The sequence below is a fragment of the Mesorhizobium sp. Root552 genome, from assembly GCF_001427285.1.
Lineage (GTDB): Bacteria > Pseudomonadota > Alphaproteobacteria > Rhizobiales > Rhizobiaceae > Mesorhizobium.
The window spans coordinates 59,221-84,755 of sequence record NZ_LMFV01000061.1 but is presented as its reverse complement, the minus strand read 5'-3'; the positions used below and the strand labels follow the sequence as shown (position 1 = coordinate 84,755).

Sequence of the window (25,535 nt, the reverse complement as noted above, 5' to 3'; positions counted from 1 at the left end):
AAGTTTGGGGACCAGGAATGACGAAGTGGGTGTACACCTTTGGTGACGGAGCGGCTGAAGGCCGCGCTGGCGACAAGGCATTGCTCGGCGGCAAGGGTGCCAATCTCGCCGAGATGTGCAGCCTCGGCCTGCCGGTGCCGCCCGGGTTCACCATCACCACCGAACTTTGCAACTGGTACTACGCCAACGGGCGCTCCTACCCGCAAGCGCTGGAAGCCGAGATCAACAGCGCGCTCGACCATATCAGCCGCATCACGGGCCGCCGTTTCGGCGATCCCGCCAAGCTTCTGCTGGTATCCGTGCGCTCCGGCGCGCGTGCCTCCATGCCGGGCATGATGGACACGGTGCTCAATCTTGGCCTCAACGACGAAACGGTCGAAGCTTTGGCCGCCGATGCCGGCGATGCGCGCTTTGCCTATGACAGCTATCGCCGCTTCATCCAGATGTATTCGAATGTAGTGCTGGATCTCGATCACGAGATGTTCGAGGAAATCCTCGAAGATCGCAAGGCGAGCCTCGGCCATGATCTCGACACCGAATTGACTGCGGCCGAATGGCAGGACGTCATCGCGCTCTACAAGGCCAAGGTCGAGGAAGAGTTGGAAAGGCCGTTCCCGCAGGACCCGCGCGAGCAGTTGTGGGGCGCCATCGGCGCGGTGTTCTCGAGTTGGATGAATGCCCGCGCCATCACCTACCGCCGGCTGCATGATATCCCCGAGAATTGGGGTACCGCGGTCAACGTTCAGGCCATGGTGTTCGGCAACATGGGCGATACCTCCGCCACTGGCGTTGCCTTCACACGCAACCCTTCCACTGGCGAAAAGGCTCTTTACGGCGAGTTTCTGGTCAATGCGCAGGGTGAAGACGTCGTTGCCGGCATTCGCACCCCGCAAAACATCACGGAGAGGGCGCGTATTGCCGCTGGCTCCGACAAGCCATCGCTTGAGAAGCTGATGCCGGAGGCGTTCGATGCCTTCGTTGAAATTTCGCGGCGACTCGAAAATCACTACCGTGACATGCAGGACCTCGAATTCACCATCGAGCGCGGCAAGCTGTGGATGCTTCAAACGCGGTCCGGCAAGCGCACCGCCAAGGCAGCGCTCAAGGTCGCCGTCGACATGGCCAATGAAGGGCTGATCACCCAAGCCGAGGCGGTCGGACGCATCGATCCGGCTTCGCTTGACCAGTTGTTGCATCCGACCATTGACCCCAAGGCCGAACGCGATGTGATCGGCATCGGTTTGCCCGCTTCGCCGGGCGCGGCCACGGGCGAAATCGTGTTCACCTCCGACGAAGCCGAAGAGATGAAGTCGGTAGGCCGCAAGGTCATTCTGGTTCGCGTCGAAACCAGCCCCGAGGACATCCACGGCATGCATGCCGCGCAAGGCATCCTGACGACGCGTGGCGGCATGACCAGCCATGCGGCAGTCGTCGCCCGCGGCATGGGCAAGCCCTGTGTTTCCGGTGTCGGCTCGCTGCGGGTCGACCACAAGAACGGCACCTTGATCGCCATGGGCAAGACTTTCCGCAAGGGCGATATCATCACCATCGATGGCGGCTCTGGCCAGGTTCTCAAGGGTGCGGTGCCGATGCTTCAGCCGGAGCTTTCGGGCGACTTCGCATCCATCATGGAGTGGGCCGACAAGACGCGCCGCATGAAGGTGCGTACCAACGCGGAGACGCCGGCGGACGCCCGCATGGCGCGTTCCTTTGGTGCCGAAGGCATCGGGCTCTGCCGTACCGAGCACATGTTCTTCGATGGCGACCGTATCGTTGCCATGCGCGAAATGATCTTGGCAGATACCGAAAAGGGGCGCCGCGCTGCGCTGGCAAAGCTGTTGCCCATGCAGCGTTCGGACTTCCTCGAATTGTTCGAGATCATGGCTGGCCTGCCGGTCACGATCCGGTTGCTGGACCCGCCGCTGCACGAATTCCTCCCCAAGACCGAGGAAGAAATTGCCGAGGTTGCCGACGCCATGCAGGTTGCGGCAGACAAGCTGCGCCAGCGCACGGAAGCCCTGCACGAATTCAACCCCATGCTGGGTCATCGTGGCTGCCGCTTGGCCGTGTCTTACCCCGAAATCGCCGAAATGCAGGCGAGAGCCATTTTCGAGGCTGCAGTGGAAGCGGGCCGAAAGGCGGGCAAGCTGGTCGTTCCGGAAGTCATGGTGCCGTTGGTCGGCCTCAAGAAGGAGCTCGACTACGTCAAGGCCCGCATCGATGCGGTGGCTCAAAGCGTAATGGAGGAAACGGGCGTCAAGTTCGAGTATCTGATCGGAACCATGATCGAGTTGCCGCGAGCGGCGATCCGCGCTCATGTCATTGCCGAAACGGCGGAGTTCTTCTCCTTCGGCACCAATGACCTGACGCAGACCACCTTCGGCATTTCACGCGACGACGCGGCATCGTTCCTGGAAGTTTACCGCCAGAAGGGCATCATCGATCAGGACCCGTTCGTATCGATCGACGTCGAAGGCGTTGGCGAACTTGTCGAACTGGCAGCCGAAAAGGGCCGAAAGACTCGGCCAGACATCAAACTTGGCATCTGCGGGGAGCATGGTGGCGACCCGGCGTCGATCCATTTCTGCGAGACGGTTGGCCTGGACTATGTGTCCTGCTCGCCGTTCCGCGTTCCGATTGCCAAGCTGGCGGCAGCTCAGGCAGCAGTGCTCAAGCCGTAAGGTCGCGTCGGATAGCGCCTAGCCGATCTCAGGCTTGATCGAGCCTTCGCCGGCTGCGGGCCAGATCGGCGGTCCACCACCTGTTGAGGGCCGCAGCGCAGCGAAAGGCCGTCTGCCCGTCCCATAAGGGAATGCGCGTCCTGCGGGGTTCGGCGTTGCTCGCAAGATGGTTCAGGCAAACGTCAAGGCGGCTGCGTACGTCATAGAGGTTGACCAGGTAGTTCGTTCCGTCACGAATGGTAACGGGGCGCTCGGTGGTATCGCGAAACGTAAAGCAGGGAATGCCCAGCCAGGTCGTTTCTTCCTGAATGCCGCCGGAATCCGTCAGGACCAGTGCCGAGGCCGCGACCAGATTGACGAATTCAGCGTAGCGCAACGCCGGAACGAGGCAAATGTTCTTGTTCTCCCGAAGGACGGCGTCGAACTTCCAGCGCTCCAGTTGCTTGAGCGTCCGGGGGTGAGCCGGAAAGAGTACGGCGATGCGCTGCGCCAGCCAAAGCAGGAGTTCGCAAATCGCTTCCATCGACTTCTTCGAGTCGACATTGGAAGGTCGATGAAATGTCGCAACTGCGAATGAGCGTGCGGTGAGTTTGTATTGCGAAAGCAGTGTTGCCTGGAGGTCGGGTTTGACGGTCGAGGACAGCGAATCGATCATGATGTTGCCGACGAATTCGACTTTCTCAGGCGGCTTGCCTTCACCGAAGATGAGGTTGTTCATCGCCTCCTCGGACGGCGAAAGCATGAGATCCGAGATCGAGTCGATAACGACACGGTTGATCTCTTCCGGCATCAACATGTCACCGCTGCGAAGCCCTGCTTCAAGATGAACGACTGGAATGCCAAGCCGCTTGGCAGCAAGGGTGGTCGCCATCGAGGCATCGACATCCCCGGAAACCACGACCATGTCGGGATGTTCCTGCATGCACAGGCCTTCGTATCTTGCCATGATCTCGCCGATGCGCGGACCATAGCCTGAGGCGTCCAAATCGAGCGGCACTATGTCCAAAACGCCCAGATCCTCAAATATCTCTGTCGTCATGCTGGGCGAGTTGTGCTGTTGGATAAAAATCAGCCGCACCGTACACCAATCCTGTTGGGACAAGACTTTGTGAAGCGGTGCGATCTTGATGATGTTGGGGCGCGTGCCGGCAACGAGGTGGATGATGCAGGGTCGTCTTGTCATGACTGGTGTCGAATCCGGCTGATTGCCGACCTTCTAACACCAGACCGGAAAAACGCGTAATGCGCTCTTAGTTCCAGGATCCTACGCAGTCGACCAGATGCTTGCCCTGCAGCTTGGAGCGGTCGACGTTCTTGAACGGCATGTGAGCGACAAGCAACGCGACCACATCGCTCTCGGTTACCGCATCTTCAAGCTGCTGCAGCTTGATGTTGGAGTGGCCGACCAGAGCGTTCGGAAGTTCGGTGACATGAGGTTCCACAACGGTAACGTCGTAGCCCTTGTGCCCCAGCATCTCCACGATCTCAACCGCAGGGCTCTCGCGCAGGTCGTCCACGTCGGCCTTGTAGGAGAGGCCAAGGCAGCAAACCTTCTTGCTTCCCGTTTCGCTCAGCGCAGTCTCTATCCGGTCGACAACCGAGTGAGGTCGCCCGTCATTGACGTTGCGGGCTGCCCGCATCACCTGCGTCAGTTCCGGATACTGGGTGATCAGGAACCACGGATCGACGGCAATGCAATGGCCGCCGACGCCGGGTCCGGGGTTGAGTATCTTCACGCGCGGATGCCTGTTGGCGAGCGCAATCGTTTGCCACGCATCAAGACCGAGATGGTCGCAGACATTGGCGACTTCATTGGCGAACGCGATGTTGACGTCGCGATAGGCGTTTTCGATGAGCTTGACCAGTTCGGCTGCCGCCGCCGAGGTTTCGAAAATCTGGCCGCGTACGAAGGTGCTATAGAGTTCCTTGGCTCGGCTTGCGCATTCGGGCGTGATGCCGCCGACAATGCGGTCGTTTTGCACCAGCTCATAGACCATCCGTCCGGGGAGGATACGCTCCGGGCAATAGGCCATGGATATCTTGAGGCCGTGTGCCTTGCCATTTGCCGAAACCAGATCGGGCCGTTCCTTGCCAATGACCTCCGCCATCCTCTGCGTGGTGCCGACGGGGCTTGTGGATTCCAGGATCACGAGATCGCCAGCCTTCAGAACCCTGCAGATCGAGCGCATCGCCTGCTCGACATAGGTGATGTCGGGTTGCTTGTCGGGTTGGATCGGTGTCGGAACGGCGACGATGAACGCATCCGCTGGCTGCGGTTCGGTAAAGGCTTTGAGGCGTCCGCTTCTGACAGTCGAGTGGACAAGACCGTCCAGATCCGGCTCGCTGAAATGAGCATGTGCGGCATTGATGGCGGTTACCGCTTTCTGGCTCGTATCGACGCCGAGAACCTGAATGCCACGGCTGGCTATGGTCGCGGCAGTCGGCAGCCCTATGTAGCCTAGCCCGATGACCGAAACCGCTTCGAATGGGCTAGGCATTGGCGATGGTCTCCAATATCCGGTGTGCGGCGCGGCCATCACCGTAGGGATTGGTGGCGGAGCTTGCGCGCTTGTATTCCTCTGGAATGTCGATCAAACGCCGCGCTTCGGCGACGATCCGGCAGGGGTCTGTCCCGACAAGGCGCGCGGCGCCCGCCGCGATCGCCTCGGGGCGTTCTGTCACGTCTCGGGTTACCAGGACAGGCTTGCCGAGAGCCGGGGCCTCTTCCTGTATGCCGCCGGAATCGGTGACGATGATATGGGAGCGGCCCATGAGGTAGACAAACGGCAGATATTCCTGCGGATCGATCAGGAATACGTCGCTGACGCCGGCCAATGTTGCCTTTGCGGCGCGCTGGACATTCTCGTTGAGGTGAACCGGGTAGACGACCTGGATATCGCCCTTAGAGGCGAGGCTCACCAGAGCTTCGCACATGCGGCGCAGGCCGTCTCCGAAGTTCTCGCGGCGGTGGCCGGTGACCAGAACGAGCTTCTTGTTGGGATTCAGGAAGGAGAACTTGTTGCGGAACGCCTCCTCGGCGATCGGATCTGACCTGATGAGTTCGGAAGCCATCAACAGGGCATCGATGACGGTATTGCCCGTCACGACAATGCGTTCGTCCGGGATAGCTTCCTCGATCAGCGCGTTGCGCGCGCCTTCTGTCGGTGCGAACAGCCACCGGGCCGACACGTCGATGACGCAGCGGTTCATTTCTTCAGGCCACGGCCGCCATACGTCTCGCGTGCGCAGGCCCGCTTCCACGTGGCCTACAGGAATCCGCTGGTAGAAGGCAGCCAGAGAGGCTGCCATCGCGGTGGTAGTGTCTCCATGCACCAGCACGAAATCCGGTTTGGTGTCGGCCAGGACCTTGCCGAGGCCTTCCAGCACGTTCACCGTTACATCCGTCAGCGTTTGCCCTGGCTGCATGATGTTGAGGTCGATATCGGGAACGATGTTGAATGCCTGCAAAACCTGATCGAGCATCGACCGGTGCTGGCCCGTCACGCAAACGATAGTCTCAAAACGCCCATCGGCTCGAAACGCCTTGATGACGGGAGCCATCTTTATGGCTTCCGGGCGCGTGCCAAATACAATCATCGCCTTCATGCGCAAGCCCCAAGCCAAACCCAACGGGCCGGTTGCCGGACATTTCGCCGAATGGGAATGCTCGCGGAGTGGTTGTTTAAGCCGTCGCGAACCTGCCCTCGGTCCTCAACCCGTGCGGATCAGCGTCGCCTTGTTGCCAGTGCCGCCTCGCAGAGCTGTTTCCCGATTTAGCTCCCTGTCCTCATGATCTAACTGATACCCTACGAGGAGCCCGGAAATCTCTACTCTCAATGGCCTAACAAAGCCGGGTACGACCTAGCCCATAAGGCGAAGTGCGTACCCGCCATTCCGACGTCGGGAGGTGCCGGAACGGGTGTCGATCTGCACATGCTGCCGATGCGCATTGATGCCATCCGCCAACTGGGCAGCTTTTGAAAAGAAAACGCCCGGCACGTGCGTACCGGGCGTCAGCATTGGTCTTCTGTATTGCGCCGGTTAAACCGGCGCGGATTTGGTTATTTACGGCGCGGCAGCAGCGACCAAATGGCCGGCACGAGGCTGGCCGCCAACGCAACCTTGATAAGGTCGGGCAGGATGAACGGGACGACGCCGAACTGCCAGGCCTTTTCGGCGCCGATGATCGTCGCAAGCCACGCAAAGCCCATCGCCATCATGACGGCTTCTGCGACCAGCAGCGCGCCGAACAGCTTGAACGGATTGCGGTCGAAGCCACGATCGGCAGCCCAGCCGGCGATGGTAGCCATGACCACGAAGCCAGCCAGATAGCCGCCGGTGGTGCCGAGCATGTAAGCGATGCCAATGCCCTTTTCAGGCGTGCTCTGGAAGACGGGGAATCCCATCGCACCTTCCAGCATGTAGAGAAGCAGCGTGGCGACGGCGAGCCGCATGCCGAAAGCTGCGGCGATCAGGAAGATCGCCAGCGTCTGCAGCGACATGTCGACGGGGCCAAGCACGACCTTGGTCTTGGCCGAGAGGGTCAGCAACAGAGTTCCGGCAATGGCGAGGAACAACTGGGTGACCAGTCTCGCAGCGCCCTTTTCGGGCAGAGCCAGTGAAACAAGCGGACGCATCGTCGTTGCAATTGCCATGTTCTTCCTCAATCCGTTTGGCCAGAGCGCAAATGCGCTTCGGGTTTCCCCTATATTGGCTTCCGTGATATGCGGCAAACGATTTTGCCCGACTTTGCCTGAGTAAATAGGCTATGCCACTCAAATTCGACACGAGTTTTCAACCGGAATACGGTGAAGCAGTTGACGTAGCGTCAGACGTGCAGCGCATCACCGCACCTAACCCTTCGCCTTTCACCTTTCATGGCACCAATAGCTACCTGATTGGCCGCGATACGCTGGCCGTGATCGATCCCGGCCCGGACGACGATTCACATTTACGAACACTGCTTGCCACCATCGCCGGCCGGCCGGTCAGCCACATCTTTGTCAGCCACACCCATCGCGACCATTCCCCGCTCGCCGCCCGCCTGAGGGCCGAAACGGGCGCCGTGGTCGTGGCCGAAGGGCCGCACCGCCCGGCTCGACCTTTGGGGATAGGCGAGACAAATCCGCTCGACGCCAGTGCCGACACGGAATTCAAGCCGGATCTGACAATGTCGGATGGCGCGGTGATCGACGGAGATGGCTGGTCGATCCGGGGTGTTTTTACACCAGGGCATACCGCCAATCATCTGGCTTTTGCGCTGGAAGGCCGCCGTATCCTTTTTTCGGCCGATCACGTCATGGCTTGGGCCACTACCATTGTTGCACCGCCTGACGGGGCGATGGCCGACTATATGGCGTCCCTCGACCTGTTGCTCGAACGTGACGACCGTCTTTTTCTGCCCGGTCATGGCGGGCAAATTGGTGCGCCGCATGCTTTCATGCGTGGCCTGAAAGCGCATCGGAAAATGCGCGAGCGCGCTATCCTGGAACGGGTCAGGAAGGGTGATCGTACCATCAGGACCATGGTCGAGGCGATCTACCGGGAAACCGATCCGCGCCTCCACGGAGCGGCAGGGCTCTCAGTCTTGGCCCATCTCGAAGATCTGGTAGCGCGCGGTGTCGTCCTGACTGAGGGTGCCCCGTCGATAGACGGTGTCTATTTCCCGGCGACCTGATCGCTACTCGGTCGAGGTGGTGCCGATCTGGCCGACCACTTCCTGATCCAGTTCCGACAGGAATTTCACGATGCGGGCGGCATTATCGCCAAGGTCGTGGCGGCCGTAGCGCGAGGCGGAGCGCATATCGACATAGCTCGTTTCGCCTTCGCTGGTCACCCGGATTGCCACATCGACAGGCAGTTCGAGGACGAAGCTCTTTGCAATCGCGTTGACGACCGCATCGCTGGCATCGGTGTCGGATGAAGGCAACGACCCTTCAACCTGCCAACCCTGGCGAGCGAACACGGCTTCGACCGAATCGACAGTTTCCTTGAATGGAAGCTCATAGCGCCGGCCGGTCACAAGAGGATACGCCTGCGCCTGCAAGCGCCTTTCGCCGGGTGTGGTCGGTGTCGGCGTCTCGCTTGCACTATCCTTGGCAACTGCGAGCGAAGGTGGATCTTCGAGATCCGTGGAAATGTCCTTTAGCGGCGGGTAGATCGTCGCCCAATAGGCAGCAACTGCAAATGGAGCCAGGACGACAAGTGCGAGGAACGCACCCGCCATCAGGTCATGGCCGCCCCGGTCGCCAAAGTTCCACAATCTTGAAAAAGCGAAGCCCGCAAACAGCAAGGCAAACGCCGCGAGAAGTGCAACGAGCGCCAAAACCCACAGGAACGCGGGCGTTTCCACAAGGCTTAAATGGTGTCCAACCCAGGCTGTCAACAAAAGGACGAGGGAAAACGCACCCGTACGGCGTGACCAGCCCGCGGCTTTCGACGTCTGCCTGTCAGGATATTCGCTCATTGCCTGCCAAAGACCGTTTCGCACTTTCCGGCCAGATGCTTAGCGTATGATCCGGCAAAGTTGAATGCCGGGCCACAAGAAGTTACCGGATATGTTGGCCGCTGGTCAGTCTGCCGGCAAACGATAATCCTTGAACTGTTCGCGAAGTGCCGTCTTTTGAATCTTTCCGGTCGCCGTGTGCGGAATTTCGCTGACGAAGGCAACATCGTCAGGCATCCACCATTTCGCAACCTTGCCGTCCATGAAACCGAGTATTTCGCTCTTGCTGGGTTCCTTGCCGGCTTTGGGGACAACGACAAGCAATGGCCGTTCATCCCATTTCGGATGGCTTATGCCGATAACGGCAGCTTCTGCGATATCTGGATGGCCAACGGCGAGGTTTTCAAGGTCGATGGTCGAAATCCACTCGCCTCCGGACTTGATGACATCCTTGGCCCGGTCGGTGATCTGCATGTAGCCATTGGGGTCGATGAAGGCTACGTCACCGGTGTCGAACCAGCCGTCCTCATCGAACTGTTCCACGCCCGCGCCTCCATAATAGGCTCGTGCCACGGCCGGACCGCGCACTTTCAGCCGGCCAAAGGTTTTTCCGTCCCATGCGTGTGCGTTGTCGTGGTCGTCAGTTACCTTCATTTCCACCCCGAACGGCGCGAAACCTTGTGTCTTCTGGATTGCCAGGCGTTCCTCGCCTTCCAGGTTCTGGGTTTCAGGCTTCATCGTGCACAGCGTTCCAAGGGGCGACATTTCCGTCATGCCCCACGCATGCACCACCTCGACATCATAATTGTCCTGGAATTTCTGGGTGATGACGCGCGGGCAGGCCGACCCGCCGATTACCACCTTGTTGAGAAATGGTAGTTTCTTGCCGGTCTCTTCAAGATATTGCAGCAGCATCAGCCATACCGTCGGCACGGCGGCACTGAACGTCACTTTCTCGGTGTCGAGAAGTTCATATATCGATGCGCCATCCATCTTCCCGCCGGGCATGACGAGCTTGGCGCCGATCATCGGCGCACTTTGGCCGAGCCCCCACGCATTGGCGTGGAACATGGGAACGACAGGCAAGATGACGTCGCGGGAGGATATTCCCATCGCATCCGGCATCGCCGCCATCATGGCGTGCAGCACATTCGAGCGGTGGCTATAGAGGACGCCTTTTGGGCCGCCGGTGGTACCCGAAGTGTAGCACATGCCAGCTGCAGTATGCTCGTCGAACTCTTTCCACTGGAAGTTGCCATCTGCTTCGGCCAGCCAGTCTTCGTAACAAACAGCGTTGGCGAGGCGGGTTTCGGGCATGTGCGTACGGTCGGTGAGAATGATGATCCTGGTCAATGACTTGACCTGCCCGGCGATCTTTTCCAGCAACGGCAGGAAGGTCAGGTCGACAAAGATCGCCTTGTCCTCGGCGTGGTTCATTATCCAGGCCAGTTGCTCCGGGAAGAGGCGAGGGTTCAGCGTATGGTAGATCGCGCCGATACCCATGATGCCGTACCATGCTTCAAGGTGGCGGGCACCGTTCCAGGCAAGCGTCGCGATCCGGTCTCCCAACCGGAAACCGTCGCGCTCGAGTCGTTGCGCCAGTTTAAGCGACCGCGTTCGGATGTCGGTATAAGTGGTGCGAACGATGGGGCCTTCGATCGAGCGCGTGACGATTTCCCGCTTGCCGTGTTGGGTCGAGGCCGCCTCCAGTATTTTATGGCAAAGCAGTGGCCATTCCTGCATCAATCCGAGCATGATGTTCCTCCCTGAACACATTGTGGAACGAACCGCAAAATTGTCGAGTCGCCAAGCGGCCAATGCTCCCGGTTAGGCCGAATTGGCTAGAATGCGCGCCATAATGCAGCCATTGTCGGCGTAAATCTTTCGTGAGGCGGGGCTGCTCAGCGAAATGCACGAGGTTTGCATGGACGCGCAGCTTGATGAGAAGGCATTGGAGAAGAGCTTGGCTGACAGCCTTGGCGACCTCGTGCCCGAAGAGCGAACCGTTTCCGAGGACGAGTTCGTTGAGATTGTCGGCCAAGCTCTAGAGTTGGTCGGCGGCGAAATGCTGTTCAAGATGTGCATCGACGTAGATGGCCGTAACGAATTCGTCGCTGCCGCGGCAGTCGGCAGCGACGCCAAGCGTCAGTTCCTGCTCCTTACGCTGCCTGTCAACGGTGGTGTGCTGAAGGTTGAGACGGCATCGAAGAGCACAAATCCGGTCGCCGGCATCGCCCCCGCTTATGCCGGATTGATGGACGTTTTCCAGGCCGCAGCCTGACCGGCAATATTTGCAAATGACCCGGCCGCCGCTCAGGAAGCAGACGGTTTTGCGTTGGTCTTTGTTGGATCCAACCCGGGACCCGCCGGTATGGATGCTGCGATCAAGATGGCGCAGAAGACAAAGAAGGCATCCATGATGTCATGCTTGAACATGATCTGCGTCATGCCGGAGGCGGCATAGGAGGTCGAGACGATGAGCGCCAGAAACAGCCGTGTCCGGTAGTTGCTGTCACGCGGCGCGCGCCAGGCAATAAAGACCGGCACACAAAGGACCGCAATCAACGCGGTCAAGGTCAAGATTCCCCCGTCGATAGCAAAAGACAGAAAGCCGTTGTGGGCGTGGGTAAAACCACGGATCGGCAGGTCATCCTTGGACAGTTCCGGCACAAGGGACGCCATCCTGTTTTGGATGCCGTGACCCCAGAAAGGCGAATCAAGGAAAGCATCCCGCCCTGCTTCCCACAGTCTAAGCCGCTCGCCGATCCCCTTTGTGGTTTGCTTACCCATCAGAATGCCGTGGAATTCGCGAACTGTTTGGTCCCAGCGTCGGTCAAGTATCCGTTCCACACTGTAGAATGCGATCGTTGCTGCCGTAAGTATCGCGAGGCTTATGGGGCGAATGAGAATGGAGCGCCAACGCGCAGATTCGAACATCAAAAGCAGGACAAAGACGGGGAGTATCGCAATCGCAACGCCGCGAGTAAGCGACATCACAAGGGCGACCGTGCCGCCAACGACCGCCGCGATTGCCATGATCTGTCGAGCCCTGGAGGTGGATGCGATATTGAGCCCGCCTATGCCCATCAAACAAAGTGACATGATGGAGAAGACCGCAGGGTTGCCTGCGCCACCCTCTGAACGAAGGCCTAACATTCCTGATTGTACGAGCGCCACAAAGGCGGCGATCACGGCGCCAACGGCAGCGCCAACGAGATAGGGCGAAAGGAGATCGATACCCTTGCTTGACCTCAATCGCGGGATGACAACCCACGGCGCAAGGAATGCAAGAAGCCAGATTATCGAATGCGGGATTTCGGATCGGTTCGGCGCGATGAGTGCTGTAAGCAAGATTAGCGCTGCAAAAACGGTAAACGTAGAGGCAAGAATCCGGTCGGAGCGGATCATCCGGAACTCGAACCGCCGCAGCGCAAGGGAAGCCACGGCCCAGACGAAGAACGAGTACAGCATGACGGAAATCACGCTTCCGCCGACTGCTGGAAGTGCTCCCATCAGAAAAATCGAAATGACGTTGTTTCGATCGATGCCATTCTTTGGCAACGCCATACCAAGCGTTCTCGATCCGCCGAGGAGACCTGCGTTCACGTTGAGACTTTGCAATGATTCGCCAGTTCGAACGATGGTCTATTCAAAATATGGTCGGATTAGGCGTTGAACCCATGAATGACGAGCAGGAAGGCTCCCGCCATGTCGTCAACCTTTCACAAGGGACCTGTAAATCCTTGTAGCAGCCCGTTTAGGGGCGCTGTCGCACGAGCGCAACAAGGAAGCTGCCACGTGTGTTCAATTTATGTAAACGTTCCTTTCGCCGGCAAGGAAATACATTGAAAGTAACGATATTCGGAACCGGCTATGTTGGTCTTGTGCAGGCCGCAGTTCTGGCTGAAACCGGCTACGATGTTGTTTGCGTCGACATAGATTCGGCCAAGATCGACGCCTTGCAACGCGGCGAGATCACATTATTCGAGCCCGGGTTGGAGAAGCTCGTTCGCGAAAACAGCGAAGCGGGGAATCTTCGCTTCACCACCAGCCCTGAAATGGGCGTGCGTGGCCGCGATATGCAGATTATCGCCGTTGGAACGCCATCCGGCGAGGATGGTTCGGCTGATCTCCGCCATGTGCTTGCCGCAGCCGATTCGATCGCCGCGCATATGGAGGAGCGCAAGCTCATCGTGGTCAAATCGACGGTACCTGTCGGCACTGGTGACAAGGTCAGCAGCCAGATCGCAATGTGCCTGAAGGAAAGGGGCCGCCAGGACATTGGGTTCGATGTCGCCTCTAATCCCGAGTTTCTGAAGGAGGGGTCGGCGGTTGACGACTGCATGCGGCCGGACCGGATCATCATTGGGGTTTCGAGCGCCGAGGCCGAACAGGCTCTGAGGGAGCTTTACGCTCCATTCAATCGCAACCACGAGAAGATTATCGTGATGGACGTCCGCAGCGCCGAGTTAACCAAATATGCGGCCAACTGCATGCTCGCCACGCGGATCAGCTTCATGAACGAAATCGCCAGCCTGGCTGAAATGCTGGGCGCCGATATCGAGCGCGTCCGCCACGGCATCGGCTCGGATCCGCGTATCGGCTATCATTTCATCTATCCAGGTCTGGGCTACGGCGGCTCCTGCTTTCCCAAGGACATCCGCGCGTTGATCCGGACATCGGAGGAAATCCGCTTCGACGCGTCGGTCCTGAAGGCTGTTGAGGCGCGCAACAACCGGCAGAAAATTGTCCTCGTCGACAAGATCCTGCACCACTTCGGCGGCGATATTTCCGGCCGCAGCTTTGCCTTGTGGGGAGTGGCATTCAAGCCGAACACCGACGATATGCGCGAGGCTCCGGCCAAGGCGACGCTCGAGGCGCTTTGGGCGGCAGGCGCCAGGGTTCAGGTCCATGATCCCAAGGCGCTGAATGAGTGCCGCCGCATCTACGGCGAACGCAATGATCTTGTGTTGTGCGAGACAAAGGAAATGGCCCTTCAGGGTGCCGATGCACTTATCGTTGCGACGGAATGGAAGAGCTTTCGCGTGCCGGATTTCGACGTCATGAAATCGGCGCTAAAACAACCTGTTATCTTCGACGGGCGCAACGTCTACGATCCGGCGATCGCGACCCGGCACGGCTTCGAGCTTTACAGCGTCGGGCGTAGTGCCCGCAGGCCACATGTTGGATAGCTGGTCCCTTCCGGTTATCGACCGTCATATGGTTTGAGCTGCCTGGGCCGTCTCTCAAGTTTTTTTGCCCGAATTGCCATATATGTAGAAAAATCATTTCCGCTTGCAGGCGGAATGAGCGGGACCGACGTTGGCTGTTGGATAGGACGCGGATAGAAGACAGCCCAGACAACCCCAAGGATGCTGCGAATGCTGGTTGGCCACGTGGCCGGCGGGCAAGAGGCTACATTCGGGAAAGGAACGAGCACAGCCATGAACCTCGCGCTTACCCACCTGCAACGGCTGGAAGCAGAGGCTATCCATATTTTCCGCGAGGTTGCGGCAAATTTTTCCAAGCCAGTGATGCTCTATTCGGTCGGCAAGGATTCGTCGGTCCTGATGCATCTCGCCATCAAGGCGTTCTATCCCGCCAAGCCGCCGTTCCCTTTCCTGCATGTCGATACGACCTGGAAGTTTCGCGAGATGATCGCCTTTCGCGATGAGATGGCGGCAAAGCTCGGTTTTGATCTCCTTGTCCATATCAACCAGGAAGGCGTGCGCGATGGCATCAACCCGTTCGATCACGGCTCCAACACCCATACCCACATCATGAAGACGGTGGGGCTGAGGCAAGCGCTCGACAAGTACGGCTTCGACGCGGCATTCGGCGGTGCGCGTCGCGACGAGGAAAAGTCACGGGCCAAGGAGCGCATCTTTTCCTTCCGAAACGCCCAGCACGCCTGGGACCCGAAGAACCAGCGGCCGGAGATGTGGAACATCTTCAACACCCGTATTTCCGCCGGTGAATCGATCCGTGTGTTTCCGCTGTCGAACTGGACCGAGCTCGATATCTGGCAGTACATTCTGCAGGAAGGCATCCCCATCGTTCCGCTCTACTTCGCCAGGAAGCGGCCGGTGGTCGAGCGTGACGGCATGTTGATCCTCAAGGACGACGACCGCATGAAGCTGCGTCCCGATGAGCGCATCGAGGACAAGATGGTGAGGTTCCGCACGCTTGGCTGCTACCCGCTGACCGGTGCGATTGAGTCCGACGCCGAGACGTTGGAAGCAATTGTCGGCGAAATGCTGACGGCCCGCACCTCGGAACGGCAGGGACGCCTCATCGACCGCGACGAATCCGGGTCGATGGAAAAGAAAAAGCGCGAGGGATATTTCTAAGCCATGCGCCATGTCTCCGCCGACAATCTGAAAGCATCCGACGATATTCGCGGCTACCTTGCGTCGCAGGAGAAGAAGTCGCTGTTGCGCTTCCTGACCTGCGGCTCGGTGGACGACGGCAAGTCGACACTGATCGGTCGCCTGCTTTCCGATACCAAGCAGATCTTCGAAGACCAGCTCGCAGCGCTCGAGCGCGATTCGCGCAAGCACGGCACCACCGGCGACGACGTCGATTTCGCGCTTCTTGTCGATGGCCTCGAGGCCGAACGCGAGCAGGGCATCACCATCGACGTTGCCTATCGCTTCTTTGCCACGCCGAAACGCAAGTTCATCGTTGCCGACACGCCGGGCCATGAGCAGTACACGCGCAACATGGCAACCGGTGCCTCGACTGCCGATCTCGCCATCGTTCTCATCGATGCGCGCCAGGGGGTGTTGCGCCAAACCCGGCGTCACTCGGTCATCGCCTCGCTGCTTGGCATCCGCCACATCGTCCTGGCCGTCAACAAGATCGATCTGGTCGATTTCGACAAGGCGGTTTTCGACAGGATCGTCGCGGACTACGCGCAATTTTCGAAAACGCTCGGCTTCCGCTCCGTCGCGGCCATTCCGATGTCTGCCCGTTACGGCGACAATGTCAGCAAGCGCTCGCAAAACATGGAGTGGTATGATGGGCCGACGCTGATCGAACACCTCGAAACCGTCGCGGTCGACGATGCGGCCACCGAACTGCCTTTCCGCTTTCCGGTCCAGTATGTGAACCGGCCCAATCTCGATTTTCGCGGTTTTGCCGGCACCATCGCGTCGGGGTCGGTCGCCAAAGGCGACGAGGTTGTGGTCGCCAAGTCGGGCACTTCGGTCAACGTCAAGCGCATCGTCGCGCATGGCGGCGATCTGGAGCGCGCGATTGCCGGGCAAGCGGTGACGCTGGTCCTCGACGAGGAGGTCGAAGTCTCGCGCGGCAATCTGCTGGTTGCCCCGTCCGCGCGTCCGCAAGTGGCGGATCAGTTCGCCGCCAATATCGTCTGGTTCGATGAACAGGCCCTGTTGCCGGGGCGTTCCTACATTTTGCGCACCGAGACGGATCAGGCGAGCGCAACCGTCACCGACCTCAAATATCGGGTCAATATCAACGATTTCGCGCAAGAGGCAGCGAAGTCCCTTGGCCTCAACGAAGTCGGCGTCGTCAACATTTCGACCCGCTCGCCGATTGCCTTCGATCCGTTCGCCGAGAACCGTTCGACCGGCGCTTTCATCCTGATCGACCGCATCACCAACGCCACTGTCGGCGCCGGCATGATCCAGCATTCGCTGCGCCGCGCCGACAACATCCACTGGCAGTCGCTTGATGTCGACAAGCGCGCCCGCTCGGCAATCAAGGGCCAGCGTCCCGCCGTGTTCTGGTTTACCGGCCTCTCCGGTTCGGGCAAGTCGACGATTGCCAACCTGCTTGACAAGAAGTTCCACGCCACCGGCCGCCACACCTACATCCTCGACGGCGACAATGTCCGTCATGGCTTGAACCGCGACCTTGGCTTTACCGACGCCGACCGCGTCGAAAATATCCGGCGCGTGGCGGAAGTTGCCAAGCTGATGGCGGACGCGGGCCTGATCGTCATCGTCTCGTTTATTTCGCCGTTCAAGGCCGAGCGGCGTCTGGCGCGGGAACTGATGTCCGGCGAATTCGTCGAGGTGTTCGTGGACACGCCGTTCGAGGAGTGCGCCAGGCGTGACCCGAAAGGGCTCTACGCGCGAGCGCTGAAAGGTGAGATCAAGAACTTCACTGGTGTGGACTCGCCTTACGAATCGCCCGAGAACCCGGAGATACACCTGAAAACCCTTGGTCGGACGGCCGAGGAAATGGTGGAGATGGTGGAACGGTGGCTGATTGAGCGCGACATTGCACAGGACCAGTACGACAGCGGCGCCGGAATCTGACGACAGAGCCATACTTGCGCTTTTCGAGCGCCTGGCGCTGGACGCCGGGCGCGAAGTCATGCGCGTCTATCAGGCCGGATGCGATGTCGACAGCAAGGCCGACAGCACGCCCGTAACCGAAGCCGACCGCGCCAGCGAAAAGATCATTCTGGCGGGATTGCGGGCTGCCTTTCCCGAGATCCCTTGCGTGGCCGAGGAAGAGGCTGCCGCAGGCATCTTGCCCGATCGTCTGGGGCAGGCGTTTTTCCTCGTCGATCCGCTCGACGGAACCAAGGAGTTCGTCAAGCGCCGCACCGATTTCACGGTCAACATCGCGCTGATCCGCAACCGTGTGCCTGAGATCGGCGTCGTGTTCGCGCCTTGCACGGGGCGCTTCTTCTGCGGACGGCCGAACCATGCCGAGGCGCTTTGGGTCAGCGAGGATTTTGTGGTCGTTGCCCGCCAGCCGATTTTTGCGCGTGAGCCCACCCTGCCTTTGGCGGTTGTCGCCAGCAGGTCGCACAACACGCCTGAAACAGAAGCCTATATCCGCAGTCTGGGTGCAGCCGAGATCGTATCGGTTGGCTCGTCCCTGAAGTTCTGCCTGGTTGCCGCCGCCGAGGCCGACGTCTATCCGCGTTTCGGGCGCACCATGGAATGGGACACCGCAGCAGGGGATGCCGTGTTGCGGGCGGCAGGCGGCATGACGCGCAAGCTCGATGGTTCGCCATTGACCTACGGCAAGCGCAATCAGGACCATGACGAGGATTTCGCCAATCCCCATTTCATCGCCAGCGGAGCCACGAAGGTTTCGTAAAGTCGGGGATCGCCAGCGCAGCCACTATGACCGGAATGGGGCTCCCTTCGGCTTCGTCATCCTCGGGCAAGCCTGAGCGTAGCGAAAGGCGCGACCCGATGATCCATGCCGTGAGGGTCACGTTGTAAGGAGCGGCTCAGGATGAGGAGCATTCTTTTGCGCCTTTTGCGCACTGCCGTTTGGTCACGGCATGGATCCTAGGGTCTCCGCAACGGCCTTCGGCCTGCTCCGCCCTAGGATGACGAAGAGATGGTTGTGTTTATTCATCGCCACGCCCGCTTTCGCGTCTGGGACTCTTTGCCCCGCCCTTAAGCTCCTCGCTACGCTCGTCGTTGGCGGGGACCCCGAGGAATGGCCAGACGGCTGGCCAAGGTTCGTGCTTTATGGTTGCCACGCCCGGATTCTCATCCGTCTGGCCATTGTCAAAGAACTGACCTTTGCCNATGATCCCTCAGCGAGAGGAGAAGCGCTCGGCCCGGACAGTATCGCCTTCGCTTCGCTCGTCGCTGGCGAGGACGCTTCCTTGCCCCACCCTTAAGCTCCTTGCTTCGCTCGTCGCTGGCGGGGACCCCGAGGAATGGCCAGACGGCTGGCCAAGGTTCGTGCTTTATGGTTGCCACGCCCGGATTCTCATCCGTCTGGCCATTGTCAAAGAACTGACCTTTGCCGTTGAAGCGCAGGTCGGGAAGACGGGCGGCCGTTCGGTCGCTCGTTTAGGTAAAGTATGCGGCCTCGCGGCCGCCCGTCCGGTGTCTGTCATCCAGTCGACCGGTCCCAAGATCGTCCGATGGGCTCACCCTGTCGCGACGATCAGACGAAATGCGTCTCCTGCCGCCACGGGTKCTCTTTCCTTGTCATGGAAAGCCCGCCGCAGGACGCCGGCCTGTCGGATGCCCTCGGGTCCAYTGGGCCGAACCAATGGGGGGAGGTCACCGCCGCCCTAACCGTTGCCCGGTGCGCRGCCGGTTCCCGCAAGAGCGATGGGCAGAGTATGGGGGAGGTGGCAGAGGGTAGGGATAAGTAGGGTGAGGGTTTCCGCCGGGAGGCGTGATTTGTCCACATTCAATCAGAAACCTCACAAGAACCACACCCCCCTCTGGCCTGCCGGCCATCTCCCCCTCAGGTGGGAGATCACCCGATTGCGACGTGATATCCCGCACTGAAGTCACAGAGTTGGCTGTAACCTGGAAGCTGCCGATCTCCCCACCTGAGGGGGAGATGGCCGGCAGGCCAGAGGGGGGTGCCTGGCGATGAATTCCGGGATGACGAAGCGGAGCGCGCATTCGGACCGAAGCTTATCCCGCAAGGGGCGAAGGTAAGGCTTGCACAACGGCTTTTGCCAATCTCCAACGTTGGTCATTTGCAGAAGCCATTTATGCCAGCGTCCCCTTCGCCCCTTGTGGGAGAAGGTGTCGAGGTGAAGCCGAGACGGATGAGGGGTGCTGGCGAAAGCTCTGAGATGGCGGTGCACTGCCGCACCGTCACGAAATGAACCCCATACATTTCTTCCTCGCTCCGCTCGAAAGCGAATTCCGCGATGACGAAGCGGAGAGGATGCGTTCCAGCTTGCTACGCGCCGGTAACGACTCAATGACCGGGGAAGCCGATGAGGGTTCGCACCGGAACGTCGAGGGCTTCCAGCTTGCGGCGGCCACCGAGATCCGGCAGGTCTATGATGAAGCAGGCAGCAACGATGTCCGCACCGATCTGCCTCAAAAGCTTGACCGCCGCTTCCGCCGTACCGCCGGTGGCGATGAGGTCATCGATCAGGATAACCTTCTCGCCCGGAGCAACGCCGTCCTTGTGCATCTCCATTTCGTCCAGCCCGTATTCCAGGCTGTAGGCGACACGCACCGTTTCGTGCGGCAGCTTGCCCTTCTTGCGGATAGGCACGAAGCCGGCTGACAACTGATGCGCGACCGCGCCGCCGAGGATGAAGCCTCGCGCCTCGATGCCGGCGATCTTATCCACCTTGCCGCCGACAAACGGGTGCACCAGCGCGTCGATAGCACGGCGAAATGCCCGCGCGTTGCCGAGCAGCGTGGTGATGTCGCGAAACAGGATGCCCGGCTTGGGGTAGTCGGGAATTGTGCGGATCGCGGCGAGCAGGGTTTCTTCGACAGAAGGGTTCATCGGGGCTATCCAATTGCCGTCCAATGGATCGTGATGGCTTTTCTTTGAGCCGTCACCACGTTCCATTTTCTTCTTGAAAACATGGTCTTTTCCGAAAACCGGAATCCACCTTTCAGGACCATGCTTTATTGCTGGCTGCCAGCCAAAAAGAAAGGGCGCCAATCGGCGCCCTTCCCATTATTCTCATGTCTTTGGTTTCAGTGCGGGACGTTCGCCCACACCTTGCGCTTGGTGAGATACATCAAGCCGGCAAAGAGCAGCAGGAAGACGACGACGCGGAAGCCGGTCTTCTTGCGATCCTCAAGATGCGGCTCGGCAGCCCACATCAGGAAAGCCGAGACGTCGCGCGCATACTGGTCCACCGTCTGCGGCGCACCGTCGTCGTAAGTCACCTGGTCGTCGGACAGGGGCTTGGCCATCGCCAGCGACTTGCCACCGATGAAATACGGGTTGTAGTGGGTGCCTTCCGCGATTTCCATGCCTGCCGGCGGCTGCTCGTCATAGCCGGTCAACAGCGAATGGATGTAGTCGGGCCCGTTTTCGGCATACTGGGTGAAGATGTCGAAGACGAAGGTCGGGAAGCCGCGCTCGACGCCCCGCGCCTTGGCGATCAGCGAGAAGTCGGGCGGAGCGGCACCACCATTGGAAGCCGCAGCCGCCTGCTCGTTCGGGAACGGCGACGGGAAGTGATCCGACGGCAGGCCCGGACGCTCGAACATCTCGCCGTCATCATTGGGGCCGTCCTGGACAGTGTACTCGGCGGCAAGCGTCTTTACCTGGGCCTCGGAATAACCGAGGTCCTCAAGCGTGCGGAACGCCACCAGGCTCATGGAGTGGCAGGCCGAGCAGACTTCCTTGTAGACCTTCAGGCCGCGCTGGAGCTGGCCCTTGTCGTAGGTGCCGAAAGGACCGGAAAAGCTCCAGTCTGTCTGCTTTGGCTTGTGGATGGGAAAATGCGTCGGTTCAGCGGCGTTGTGCCCTGCTTCCTCGGCGATAGCGGCGGTACCGGCCATCATGAAGCCCAGCACTGCCAGCGAAGCGAGAATCTTTTTCATGCTCTTATCCCCTAAGATTCCCTGCCTCAGCCCCTGGTTTCCGGAGACGCCGTGGCGCCTGCCGGATGCCCGCCGCCGGCACCCTTGTTCTTCTCCAGCACCGCCTCGGTGATCGAGTTCGGCAAGCGGCGCGGCGTCTCGATCAGGCCAAGCAGCGGCATGATGACGAGGAAGAAGGCGAAGTAGTAGAGCGTGGCGATCTGCGCCATGACCACATAGGAGCCTTCCGCCGGACGCGAGCCGAGCCAGCCGAGGAAGATGGCGTTGGCGGCGAAAATCCAGAAGAACAGCTTGTACCACGGACGGTAGACCGCCGAGCGGACCTTGGAGGTGTCGAGCCACGGCACCACGAACAGCACCGCGATGGCGCCGAACATGGCCAGCACGCCGCCGAGCTTGGAATTGATCGGCCCGATGTTGAAGGTGATGGCGCGCAGGATGGCGTAGAACGGCAGGAAGTACCATTCCGGAACGATGTGCGCCGGCGTCTTCAGCGGGTTGGCAACGGTGTAGTTGTCCGGGTGGCCGAGATAGTTCGGCATGTAGAAGACGAAATAGGCGAACACCAGCAGGAACACGATCATGCCGAGCGCGTCCTTGATGGTCGCGTAGGGCGTGAAAGCGACCGTGTCGGTCTTCGACTTGACCTCGATGCCGGTCGGGTTGTTCTGGCCGGTGACGTGCAGCGCCCAGACGTGCAGCACCACGACGCCGGCAATCATGAACGGCAGCAGGTAATGCAGTGCGAAGAAGCGGTTGAGCGTCGGGTTGTCGACCGCGAAGCCGCCAAGCAGCAGTTCCTGGATCCAGGTGCCGACCAGCGGGATGGCGGTGAAGAAGCCGGTGATGACGGTGGCGCCCCAGAAGCTCATCTGGCCCCACGGCAGCACGTAGCCCATGAAGCCGGTCGCCATCATCAACAGATAGATGATGCAGCCGAGGATCCAGAGCAGTTCGCGCGGCGCCTTGTAGGAACCGTAGTAGAGGCCGCGGAAGATGTGGACATAGACCGCGATGAAGAAGAACGACGCACCGTTGGAGTGCAGGTAGCGCAGCAGCCAGCCGGAATTGACGTCGCGCATGATCTTTTCGACCGACCCGAAGGCCAGGTGCGTGTCGGCGGCATAGTGCATCGCCAGAACGATGCCGGTTAGGATCTGCGCCACCAGCATGATCGACAGGATGCCGCCGAAGGTCCACGCATAGTTGAGGTTGCGCGGCACCGGATAGGCGATGAAGCTGTCATAGACCAGCCTGGGCAGCGGCATGCGGGCGTCGAACCAGCGGCCAAGCCCGGTTTTCGGCGTATAGGTGGAGTGTCCCTCGCTCATCGAAATATCCCCCTGCCTCAACCGATGCGGATCTTGGTATCAGAAACGAATTCGAACACAGGCACCGCCATGTTTTCCGGCGCCGGGCCTTTGCGGACACGGCCGGCGGTGTCGTAGTGCGAACCGTGGCACGGGCAGAACCAGCCGCCGAAATCGCCCTGCTGGCCAAGCGGGATGCAGCCGAGATGGGTGCAGACGCCGACCATGACCAGCCAGTTTTCCTTGCCCTCGCCCGCGGTGCGGTCGAGATCGTTGGCCGGTGCGTCGGAAGCGAGGTTGGCGTTGCGCGCCAGCGGATCCTTGAGTTCGTCGAGCTTGACGGCCTTGGCCGCCTCGATCTCGTCAGCCGTGCGGTTGCGGATGAACACCGGCTTGCCGCGCCACTTGGCGGTCAAGGACATGCCGGGCGTCAGGGAAGAGACATCGACCTCGACGGTCGAAAGCGCCAGCGTCGAGGCATCCGGCCGCATCTGGTCGATGAACGGCCAGGCGACGGCGCCTGCGCCGACAACGCCGGCCATGCCGGTGGCGATGTAAAGAAAATCTCGACGGTTTGGATCTTCGATATCGGTTGCGCTCACGGGTGCCTGATCCTTTCGCCTCTTCCGTGCCGAAGGTCGAGCTTTCTGTCCCCGCTCAAAACGCCAGCCATTCGCGCATGGCAAAAGGCTAGCGGGACTCCTCCGGCATTTGGATTTCGGTTTATGCGTGAAGCCACCGCTTGTCCAGTGCGCAACAGGCGGGACGGCAGATTGTCGCGGCCCGTCCGGAATGCCGGAATTCAGCCACTTAGAGACCATTGCGGAGCTGTGGTCATAAAGGTCGGATGCAGGCCTCGGTGCGGAAAATGCGGTCGGCGGCAGGAGCGGAATCAGGCGATTTCGGTCGAACGGGAAACAGGGCGTCGCCGGCTGGGGCGGCATAGGCCATATGGTTTAAGCATCAGCAGAGGTTTCAGCATGGTTTGCCCTGGCGCTGCACGGTGCAGCAATCACAAGGTGGAATGAGCCAAAACAGGCTTCTTAGATATAGTTAAGCCATACTATCTAGCGAACTACCACCTATGAGCGACCTACGAATCCTGACCCGCATGGTACCCTTCGGTCTTATCGCTTGGATGGGAGAAAAGTACATGAAGGCAACACGGACTTTGCCGATCGCAATAGCATTTGTAGTTCTGACCAGCATGCCCGCATTTGCCCTTTCGGGCTGGTTTCCCGGCCATGGCGGGAACAATGGCGGTGGTAACAACGGCGGCGGCAACAACGGCGGCGGAACGGTTTCGCACTCCGCGCCTGGCCCTGTGATTGGTCTCGGACTGCCGGCAGTGGTCGCTCTTGGCGGCTACCTGTGGGTAAGGAACCGCAATCGCAAGTCGAAAGACGGGCAATAGGCCTTAAGCAAGCGGCTTGCGCCGCGCGGGCAGCGAACCTGGGCGGGATCCTGCCTGGCTGACAAAGCGCGAGACGTGTGCGTGACTACTTTCGACGTGAGCAGAACTGAAATCGTGAATGAGGACGGCCGCGTCAGCGCGGCCGTTCAATGCCGACTGCTGTACCTCGGCGTTACCGTTGTCGGCTTCGCCAACGGCATCAGCGAGAAGGCGGCAACCGAAATCCAGAACAACGGCATCGCGGCCGCCCTTTTCAACACGCTTGGCGTAAGCATCGTCATCTGGGCCGCAGGCGCAATCGCGGCCTTGTTGCTTTTGCGCGCCGACCAGCGTGCGGCAGGGCGCATGGATATCGCCGTCGCCGTCATCGCCTGCGCGACCTTCCTGGTTCCCGCGCCCTTCATGAGCTGGCTGGGCATCGCCCTGGCCGGTTTCTATCTTTACGTCACATCCGCGAAATCTCCGTCGCTGCGCCGGGCAGGCACGGTGCTGCTGGCGCTGACGGTGCCGATGTTGTGGGCGCGCATCCTGTTTGCCGCCGCCGGCACGCGGATACTTGAGATCGACGCCAAGCTGGTGAGCTGGATCGTCGGCACTGAGGCAAGCGGCAACACCATTCCGCTTGCCGATGGGTCTGGCGTCATCTTCCTCGAGCCTGCCTGTTCCTCGCTCACCAATGTGTCGCTGGCGATGCTGTGCGGCGTGCTTTTCGTCAGCGCGCAGGGCATGAAATGGTCGAAACGGGCCATAGCGGCGACGTTGCTCGCCTGCGCCGCGACGGTGTTCATCAATGTCTTCCGCATCGCGCTGATCGGCGTGATGCCGCAATATTATTCGACCATACACGGCCCGACCGGCGCTGCCGTCGCCGGCTGGCTCACCATTCTGGCGATCGTCTTCATCTTCACGAAAGGGATCAGGCGCGATGCCAAGGCTGTCGCTTAGCCTCGCCTTTGCCCTGCTTCTGGCAGTGAGCCTCGGCCTCAAGGTCCAGCTTGGCTCGGCCACCAGTTTCACGGCCCAGTACCCCGAAGGCGAGGACATCGCGGCACTGATGGCAAAGCATTCGTTCGCCGTGAGCTTCCCCGAACCCGACACCGACCCGCAATGGTTCACCGGCGTGCGCGACGGCTGCGTGATGCAGATCGCCAACGTGTCGCCGCAAGGCTGGCATCGCGCGGCGGTGGAATGGAAGGCGGGCGAAAATCCCGTCGTCTATTCCGCAGGGACTGCGCTGCACGACCAGCAACCGATAGCCGGGCCGCTGATGCGCCACTACCTGCGCCGCTTCGAACGCTATGCCGGGATCGATTCGCCGCCGCTGAAAGTGCGCGCCATCATCCGCGCCGGCGACTGCCCCGACAGCTTCATCGCGCCGTCGGAACTGGCCGGACTTTCCGACTGACGGCAGCG

21 protein-coding genes are annotated in these 25,535 nt (G+C 60.2%); 10 read left to right on the top strand and 11 right to left on the bottom strand.

Annotated features, from left to right (window positions below; genetic code table 11):
• The first annotated feature begins 17 nt into the window (after positions 1-17).
• Entirely contained in the window at positions 18-2,681 is a 2,664-nt protein-coding gene (ppdK, locus tag ASD50_RS19600; protein ID WP_056245055.1) for a pyruvate, phosphate dikinase, read from the top strand.
• 28 nt (positions 2,682-2,709) lie between these two features.
• Here ppdK and wecB (ASD50_RS19595) read toward each other — a convergent pair whose 3' ends face one another.
• The 4 genes from wecB (ASD50_RS19595) to ASD50_RS19580 form a co-directional block, all read right to left on the bottom strand.
• On the bottom strand, positions 2,710-3,864 hold the full coding sequence (gene wecB / locus ASD50_RS19595) for a non-hydrolyzing UDP-N-acetylglucosamine 2-epimerase (protein WP_056245052.1): 1,155 nt from the start codon (positions 3,862-3,864) through the stop codon (positions 2,710-2,712).
• 67 nt (positions 3,865-3,931) lie between these two features.
• Positions 3,932-5,179, bottom strand: coding sequence for a UDP-N-acetyl-D-mannosamine dehydrogenase (wecC, locus tag ASD50_RS19590; protein ID WP_056245048.1), 1,248 nt, complete (start codon positions 5,177-5,179; stop codon positions 3,932-3,934).
• Positions 5,172-6,287: a non-hydrolyzing UDP-N-acetylglucosamine 2-epimerase gene (gene wecB / locus ASD50_RS19585; protein ID WP_056245045.1), complete on the bottom strand. Its 1,116-nt coding sequence runs from the start codon at positions 6,285-6,287 to the stop codon at positions 5,172-5,174. Before wecB (ASD50_RS19585) ends, wecC begins: the two co-directional genes overlap by 8 nt.
• Positions 6,288-6,742: 455 nt before the next feature.
• Complete coding sequence (locus tag ASD50_RS19580; protein ID WP_056245041.1) at positions 6,743-7,336, bottom strand: biotin transporter BioY; 594 nt, start codon at positions 7,334-7,336, stop codon at positions 6,743-6,745.
• Between the two features lie 113 nt (positions 7,337-7,449).
• On the opposite strand from ASD50_RS19580, the gene ASD50_RS19575 reads away from it, so the two are divergent.
• Positions 7,450-8,358 carry an MBL fold metallo-hydrolase gene (locus tag ASD50_RS19575; protein ID WP_056245038.1) on the top strand — a complete coding sequence of 303 codons (909 nt, stop codon included), beginning with the start codon at positions 7,450-7,452 and terminating at the stop codon, positions 8,356-8,358.
• A 3-nt stretch (positions 8,359-8,361) separates the two neighbouring features.
• Here the strand turns inward: ASD50_RS19575 and ASD50_RS19570 are convergent, their stop codons facing one another.
• The gene (locus tag ASD50_RS19570) at positions 8,362-9,147 is read right to left on the bottom strand and encodes a DUF1499 domain-containing protein (RefSeq protein ID WP_056245035.1); all 786 of its coding nucleotides are present in this window, start codon (positions 9,145-9,147) and stop codon (positions 8,362-8,364) included.
• A 105-nt stretch (positions 9,148-9,252) separates the two neighbouring features.
• On the bottom strand, positions 9,253-10,881 hold the full coding sequence (locus tag ASD50_RS19565) for a long-chain-fatty-acid--CoA ligase (RefSeq protein ID WP_056245032.1): 1,629 nt from the start codon (positions 10,879-10,881) through the stop codon (positions 9,253-9,255).
• Between the two features lie 169 nt (positions 10,882-11,050).
• Between ASD50_RS19565 and ASD50_RS19560 the strand changes: the two genes are divergently transcribed.
• Positions 11,051-11,407, top strand: a complete 357-nt coding sequence (locus tag ASD50_RS19560; RefSeq protein WP_056245029.1) for a hypothetical protein — start codon at positions 11,051-11,053, stop codon at positions 11,405-11,407.
• Between the two features lie 32 nt (positions 11,408-11,439).
• On the opposite strand, the gene ASD50_RS19555 is transcribed toward ASD50_RS19560, so the two are convergent.
• On the bottom strand, positions 11,440-12,732 hold the full coding sequence (locus ASD50_RS19555) for an O-antigen ligase family protein (protein WP_156465188.1): 1,293 nt from the start codon (positions 12,730-12,732) through the stop codon (positions 11,440-11,442).
• Positions 12,733-12,971: 239 nt separating this feature from the next.
• On the opposite strand from ASD50_RS19555, the gene ASD50_RS19550 reads away from it, so the two are divergent.
• The 4 genes from ASD50_RS19550 to cysQ all read left to right on the top strand — a co-directional run bounded on the left by ASD50_RS19550 (position 12,972) and on the right by cysQ (position 18,210).
• Entirely contained in the window at positions 12,972-14,318 is a 1,347-nt protein-coding gene (locus tag ASD50_RS19550; protein ID WP_056245022.1) for a UDP-glucose dehydrogenase family protein, read from the top strand.
• Between the two features lie 180 nt (positions 14,319-14,498).
• Positions 14,499-15,476, top strand: a complete 978-nt coding sequence (gene cysD, locus ASD50_RS19545) for a sulfate adenylyltransferase subunit CysD (RefSeq protein WP_413813909.1) — start codon at positions 14,499-14,501, stop codon at positions 15,474-15,476.
• A gap of 3 nt (positions 15,477-15,479) precedes the next feature.
• Positions 15,480-17,414 carry a sulfate adenylyltransferase subunit CysN gene (gene cysN, locus ASD50_RS19540; RefSeq protein WP_056245015.1) on the top strand — a complete coding sequence of 645 codons (1,935 nt, stop codon included), beginning with the start codon at positions 15,480-15,482 and terminating at the stop codon, positions 17,412-17,414.
• A gap of 10 nt (positions 17,415-17,424) precedes the next feature.
• Positions 17,425-18,210: a 3'(2'),5'-bisphosphate nucleotidase CysQ gene (gene cysQ / locus ASD50_RS19535; RefSeq protein ID WP_056245776.1), complete on the top strand. Its 786-nt coding sequence runs from the start codon at positions 17,425-17,427 to the stop codon at positions 18,208-18,210.
• Between the two features lie 1,587 nt (positions 18,211-19,797).
• On the opposite strand, the gene ASD50_RS19525 is transcribed toward cysQ, so the two are convergent.
• The 4 genes from ASD50_RS19525 to petA form a co-directional block, all read right to left on the bottom strand.
• A complete protein-coding gene (locus ASD50_RS19525) occupies positions 19,798-20,343 on the bottom strand; it encodes an adenine phosphoribosyltransferase (RefSeq protein ID WP_056245772.1) in 546 nt (181 codons plus the stop codon).
• A 197-nt stretch (positions 20,344-20,540) separates the two neighbouring features.
• Positions 20,541-21,398 (bottom strand): cytochrome c1, encoded by an 858-nt coding sequence (locus tag ASD50_RS19520; protein WP_056245009.1) that lies wholly within the window; start codon positions 21,396-21,398, stop codon positions 20,541-20,543.
• A 26-nt stretch (positions 21,399-21,424) separates the two neighbouring features.
• Positions 21,425-22,729 (bottom strand): cytochrome b, encoded by a 1,305-nt coding sequence (locus tag ASD50_RS19515; protein ID WP_056245006.1) that lies wholly within the window; start codon positions 22,727-22,729, stop codon positions 21,425-21,427.
• 17 nt (positions 22,730-22,746) lie between these two features.
• A complete protein-coding gene (gene petA, locus ASD50_RS19510; RefSeq protein WP_056245002.1) occupies positions 22,747-23,310 on the bottom strand; it encodes a ubiquinol-cytochrome c reductase iron-sulfur subunit in 564 nt (187 codons plus the stop codon).
• A gap of 551 nt (positions 23,311-23,861) precedes the next feature.
• Between petA and ASD50_RS19505 the strand changes: the two genes are divergently transcribed.
• The 3 genes from ASD50_RS19505 (at position 23,862) to ASD50_RS19495 (ending at position 25,527) form a co-directional block, all read left to right on the top strand.
• Positions 23,862-24,122, top strand: coding sequence for a hypothetical protein (locus ASD50_RS19505; protein WP_156465187.1), 261 nt, complete (start codon positions 23,862-23,864; stop codon positions 24,120-24,122).
• A gap of 81 nt (positions 24,123-24,203) precedes the next feature.
• Positions 24,204-25,067: an archaeosortase/exosortase family protein gene (locus ASD50_RS19500; RefSeq protein ID WP_162252040.1), complete on the top strand. Its 864-nt coding sequence runs from the start codon at positions 24,204-24,206 to the stop codon at positions 25,065-25,067.
• A complete protein-coding gene (locus tag ASD50_RS19495; RefSeq protein WP_056244992.1) occupies positions 25,048-25,527 on the top strand; it encodes a hypothetical protein in 480 nt (159 codons plus the stop codon). The genes ASD50_RS19500 and ASD50_RS19495 overlap by 20 nt, the downstream gene beginning before the upstream one ends.
• Positions 25,528-25,535 lie beyond the last annotated feature (8 nt).

Bases quoted from the DNA above. Each gene is read 5' to 3' on its own strand.
- wecC (WP_056245048.1), bottom strand. From the start codon at position 5,179: ATGCCTAGCCCATTCGAAGCGGTTTCGGTCATCGGGCTAGGCTACATA.
- ASD50_RS19565 (WP_056245032.1), bottom strand. From the start codon at position 10,881: ATGCTCGGATTGATGCAGGAATGGCCACTGCTTTGCCATAAAATACTG.
- ASD50_RS19580 (WP_056245041.1), bottom strand. From the start codon at position 7,336: ATGGCAATTGCAACGACGATGCGTCCGCTTGTTTCACTGGCTCTGCCC.
- ASD50_RS19525 (WP_056245772.1), bottom strand. From the start codon at position 20,343: ATGAACCCTTCTGTCGAAGAAACCCTGCTCGCCGCGATCCGCACAATT.
- cysD (WP_413813909.1), top strand. From the start codon at position 14,499: ATGCTGCGAATGCTGGTTGGCCACGTGGCCGGCGGGCAAGAGGCTACA.
- wecB (WP_056245052.1), bottom strand. From the start codon at position 3,864: ATGACAAGACGACCCTGCATCATCCACCTCGTTGCCGGCACGCGCCCC.
- ASD50_RS19560 (WP_056245029.1), top strand. From the start codon at position 11,051: ATGGACGCGCAGCTTGATGAGAAGGCATTGGAGAAGAGCTTGGCTGAC.
- ASD50_RS19495 (WP_056244992.1), top strand. From the start codon at position 25,048: ATGCCAAGGCTGTCGCTTAGCCTCGCCTTTGCCCTGCTTCTGGCAGTG.
- cysN (WP_056245015.1), top strand. From the start codon at position 15,480: ATGCGCCATGTCTCCGCCGACAATCTGAAAGCATCCGACGATATTCGC.
- wecB (WP_056245045.1), bottom strand. From the start codon at position 6,287: ATGAAGGCGATGATTGTATTTGGCACGCGCCCGGAAGCCATAAAGATG.
- ASD50_RS19520 (WP_056245009.1), bottom strand. From the start codon at position 21,398: ATGAAAAAGATTCTCGCTTCGCTGGCAGTGCTGGGCTTCATGATGGCC.
- ASD50_RS19575 (WP_056245038.1), top strand. From the start codon at position 7,450: ATGCCACTCAAATTCGACACGAGTTTTCAACCGGAATACGGTGAAGCA.
- ASD50_RS19515 (WP_056245006.1), bottom strand. From the start codon at position 22,729: ATGAGCGAGGGACACTCCACCTATACGCCGAAAACCGGGCTTGGCCGC.
- ASD50_RS19505 (WP_156465187.1), top strand. From the start codon at position 23,862: ATGAAGGCAACACGGACTTTGCCGATCGCAATAGCATTTGTAGTTCTG.
- ASD50_RS19570 (WP_056245035.1), bottom strand. From the start codon at position 9,147: ATGAGCGAATATCCTGACAGGCAGACGTCGAAAGCCGCGGGCTGGTCA.
- ppdK (WP_056245055.1), top strand. From the start codon at position 18: ATGACGAAGTGGGTGTACACCTTTGGTGACGGAGCGGCTGAAGGCCGC.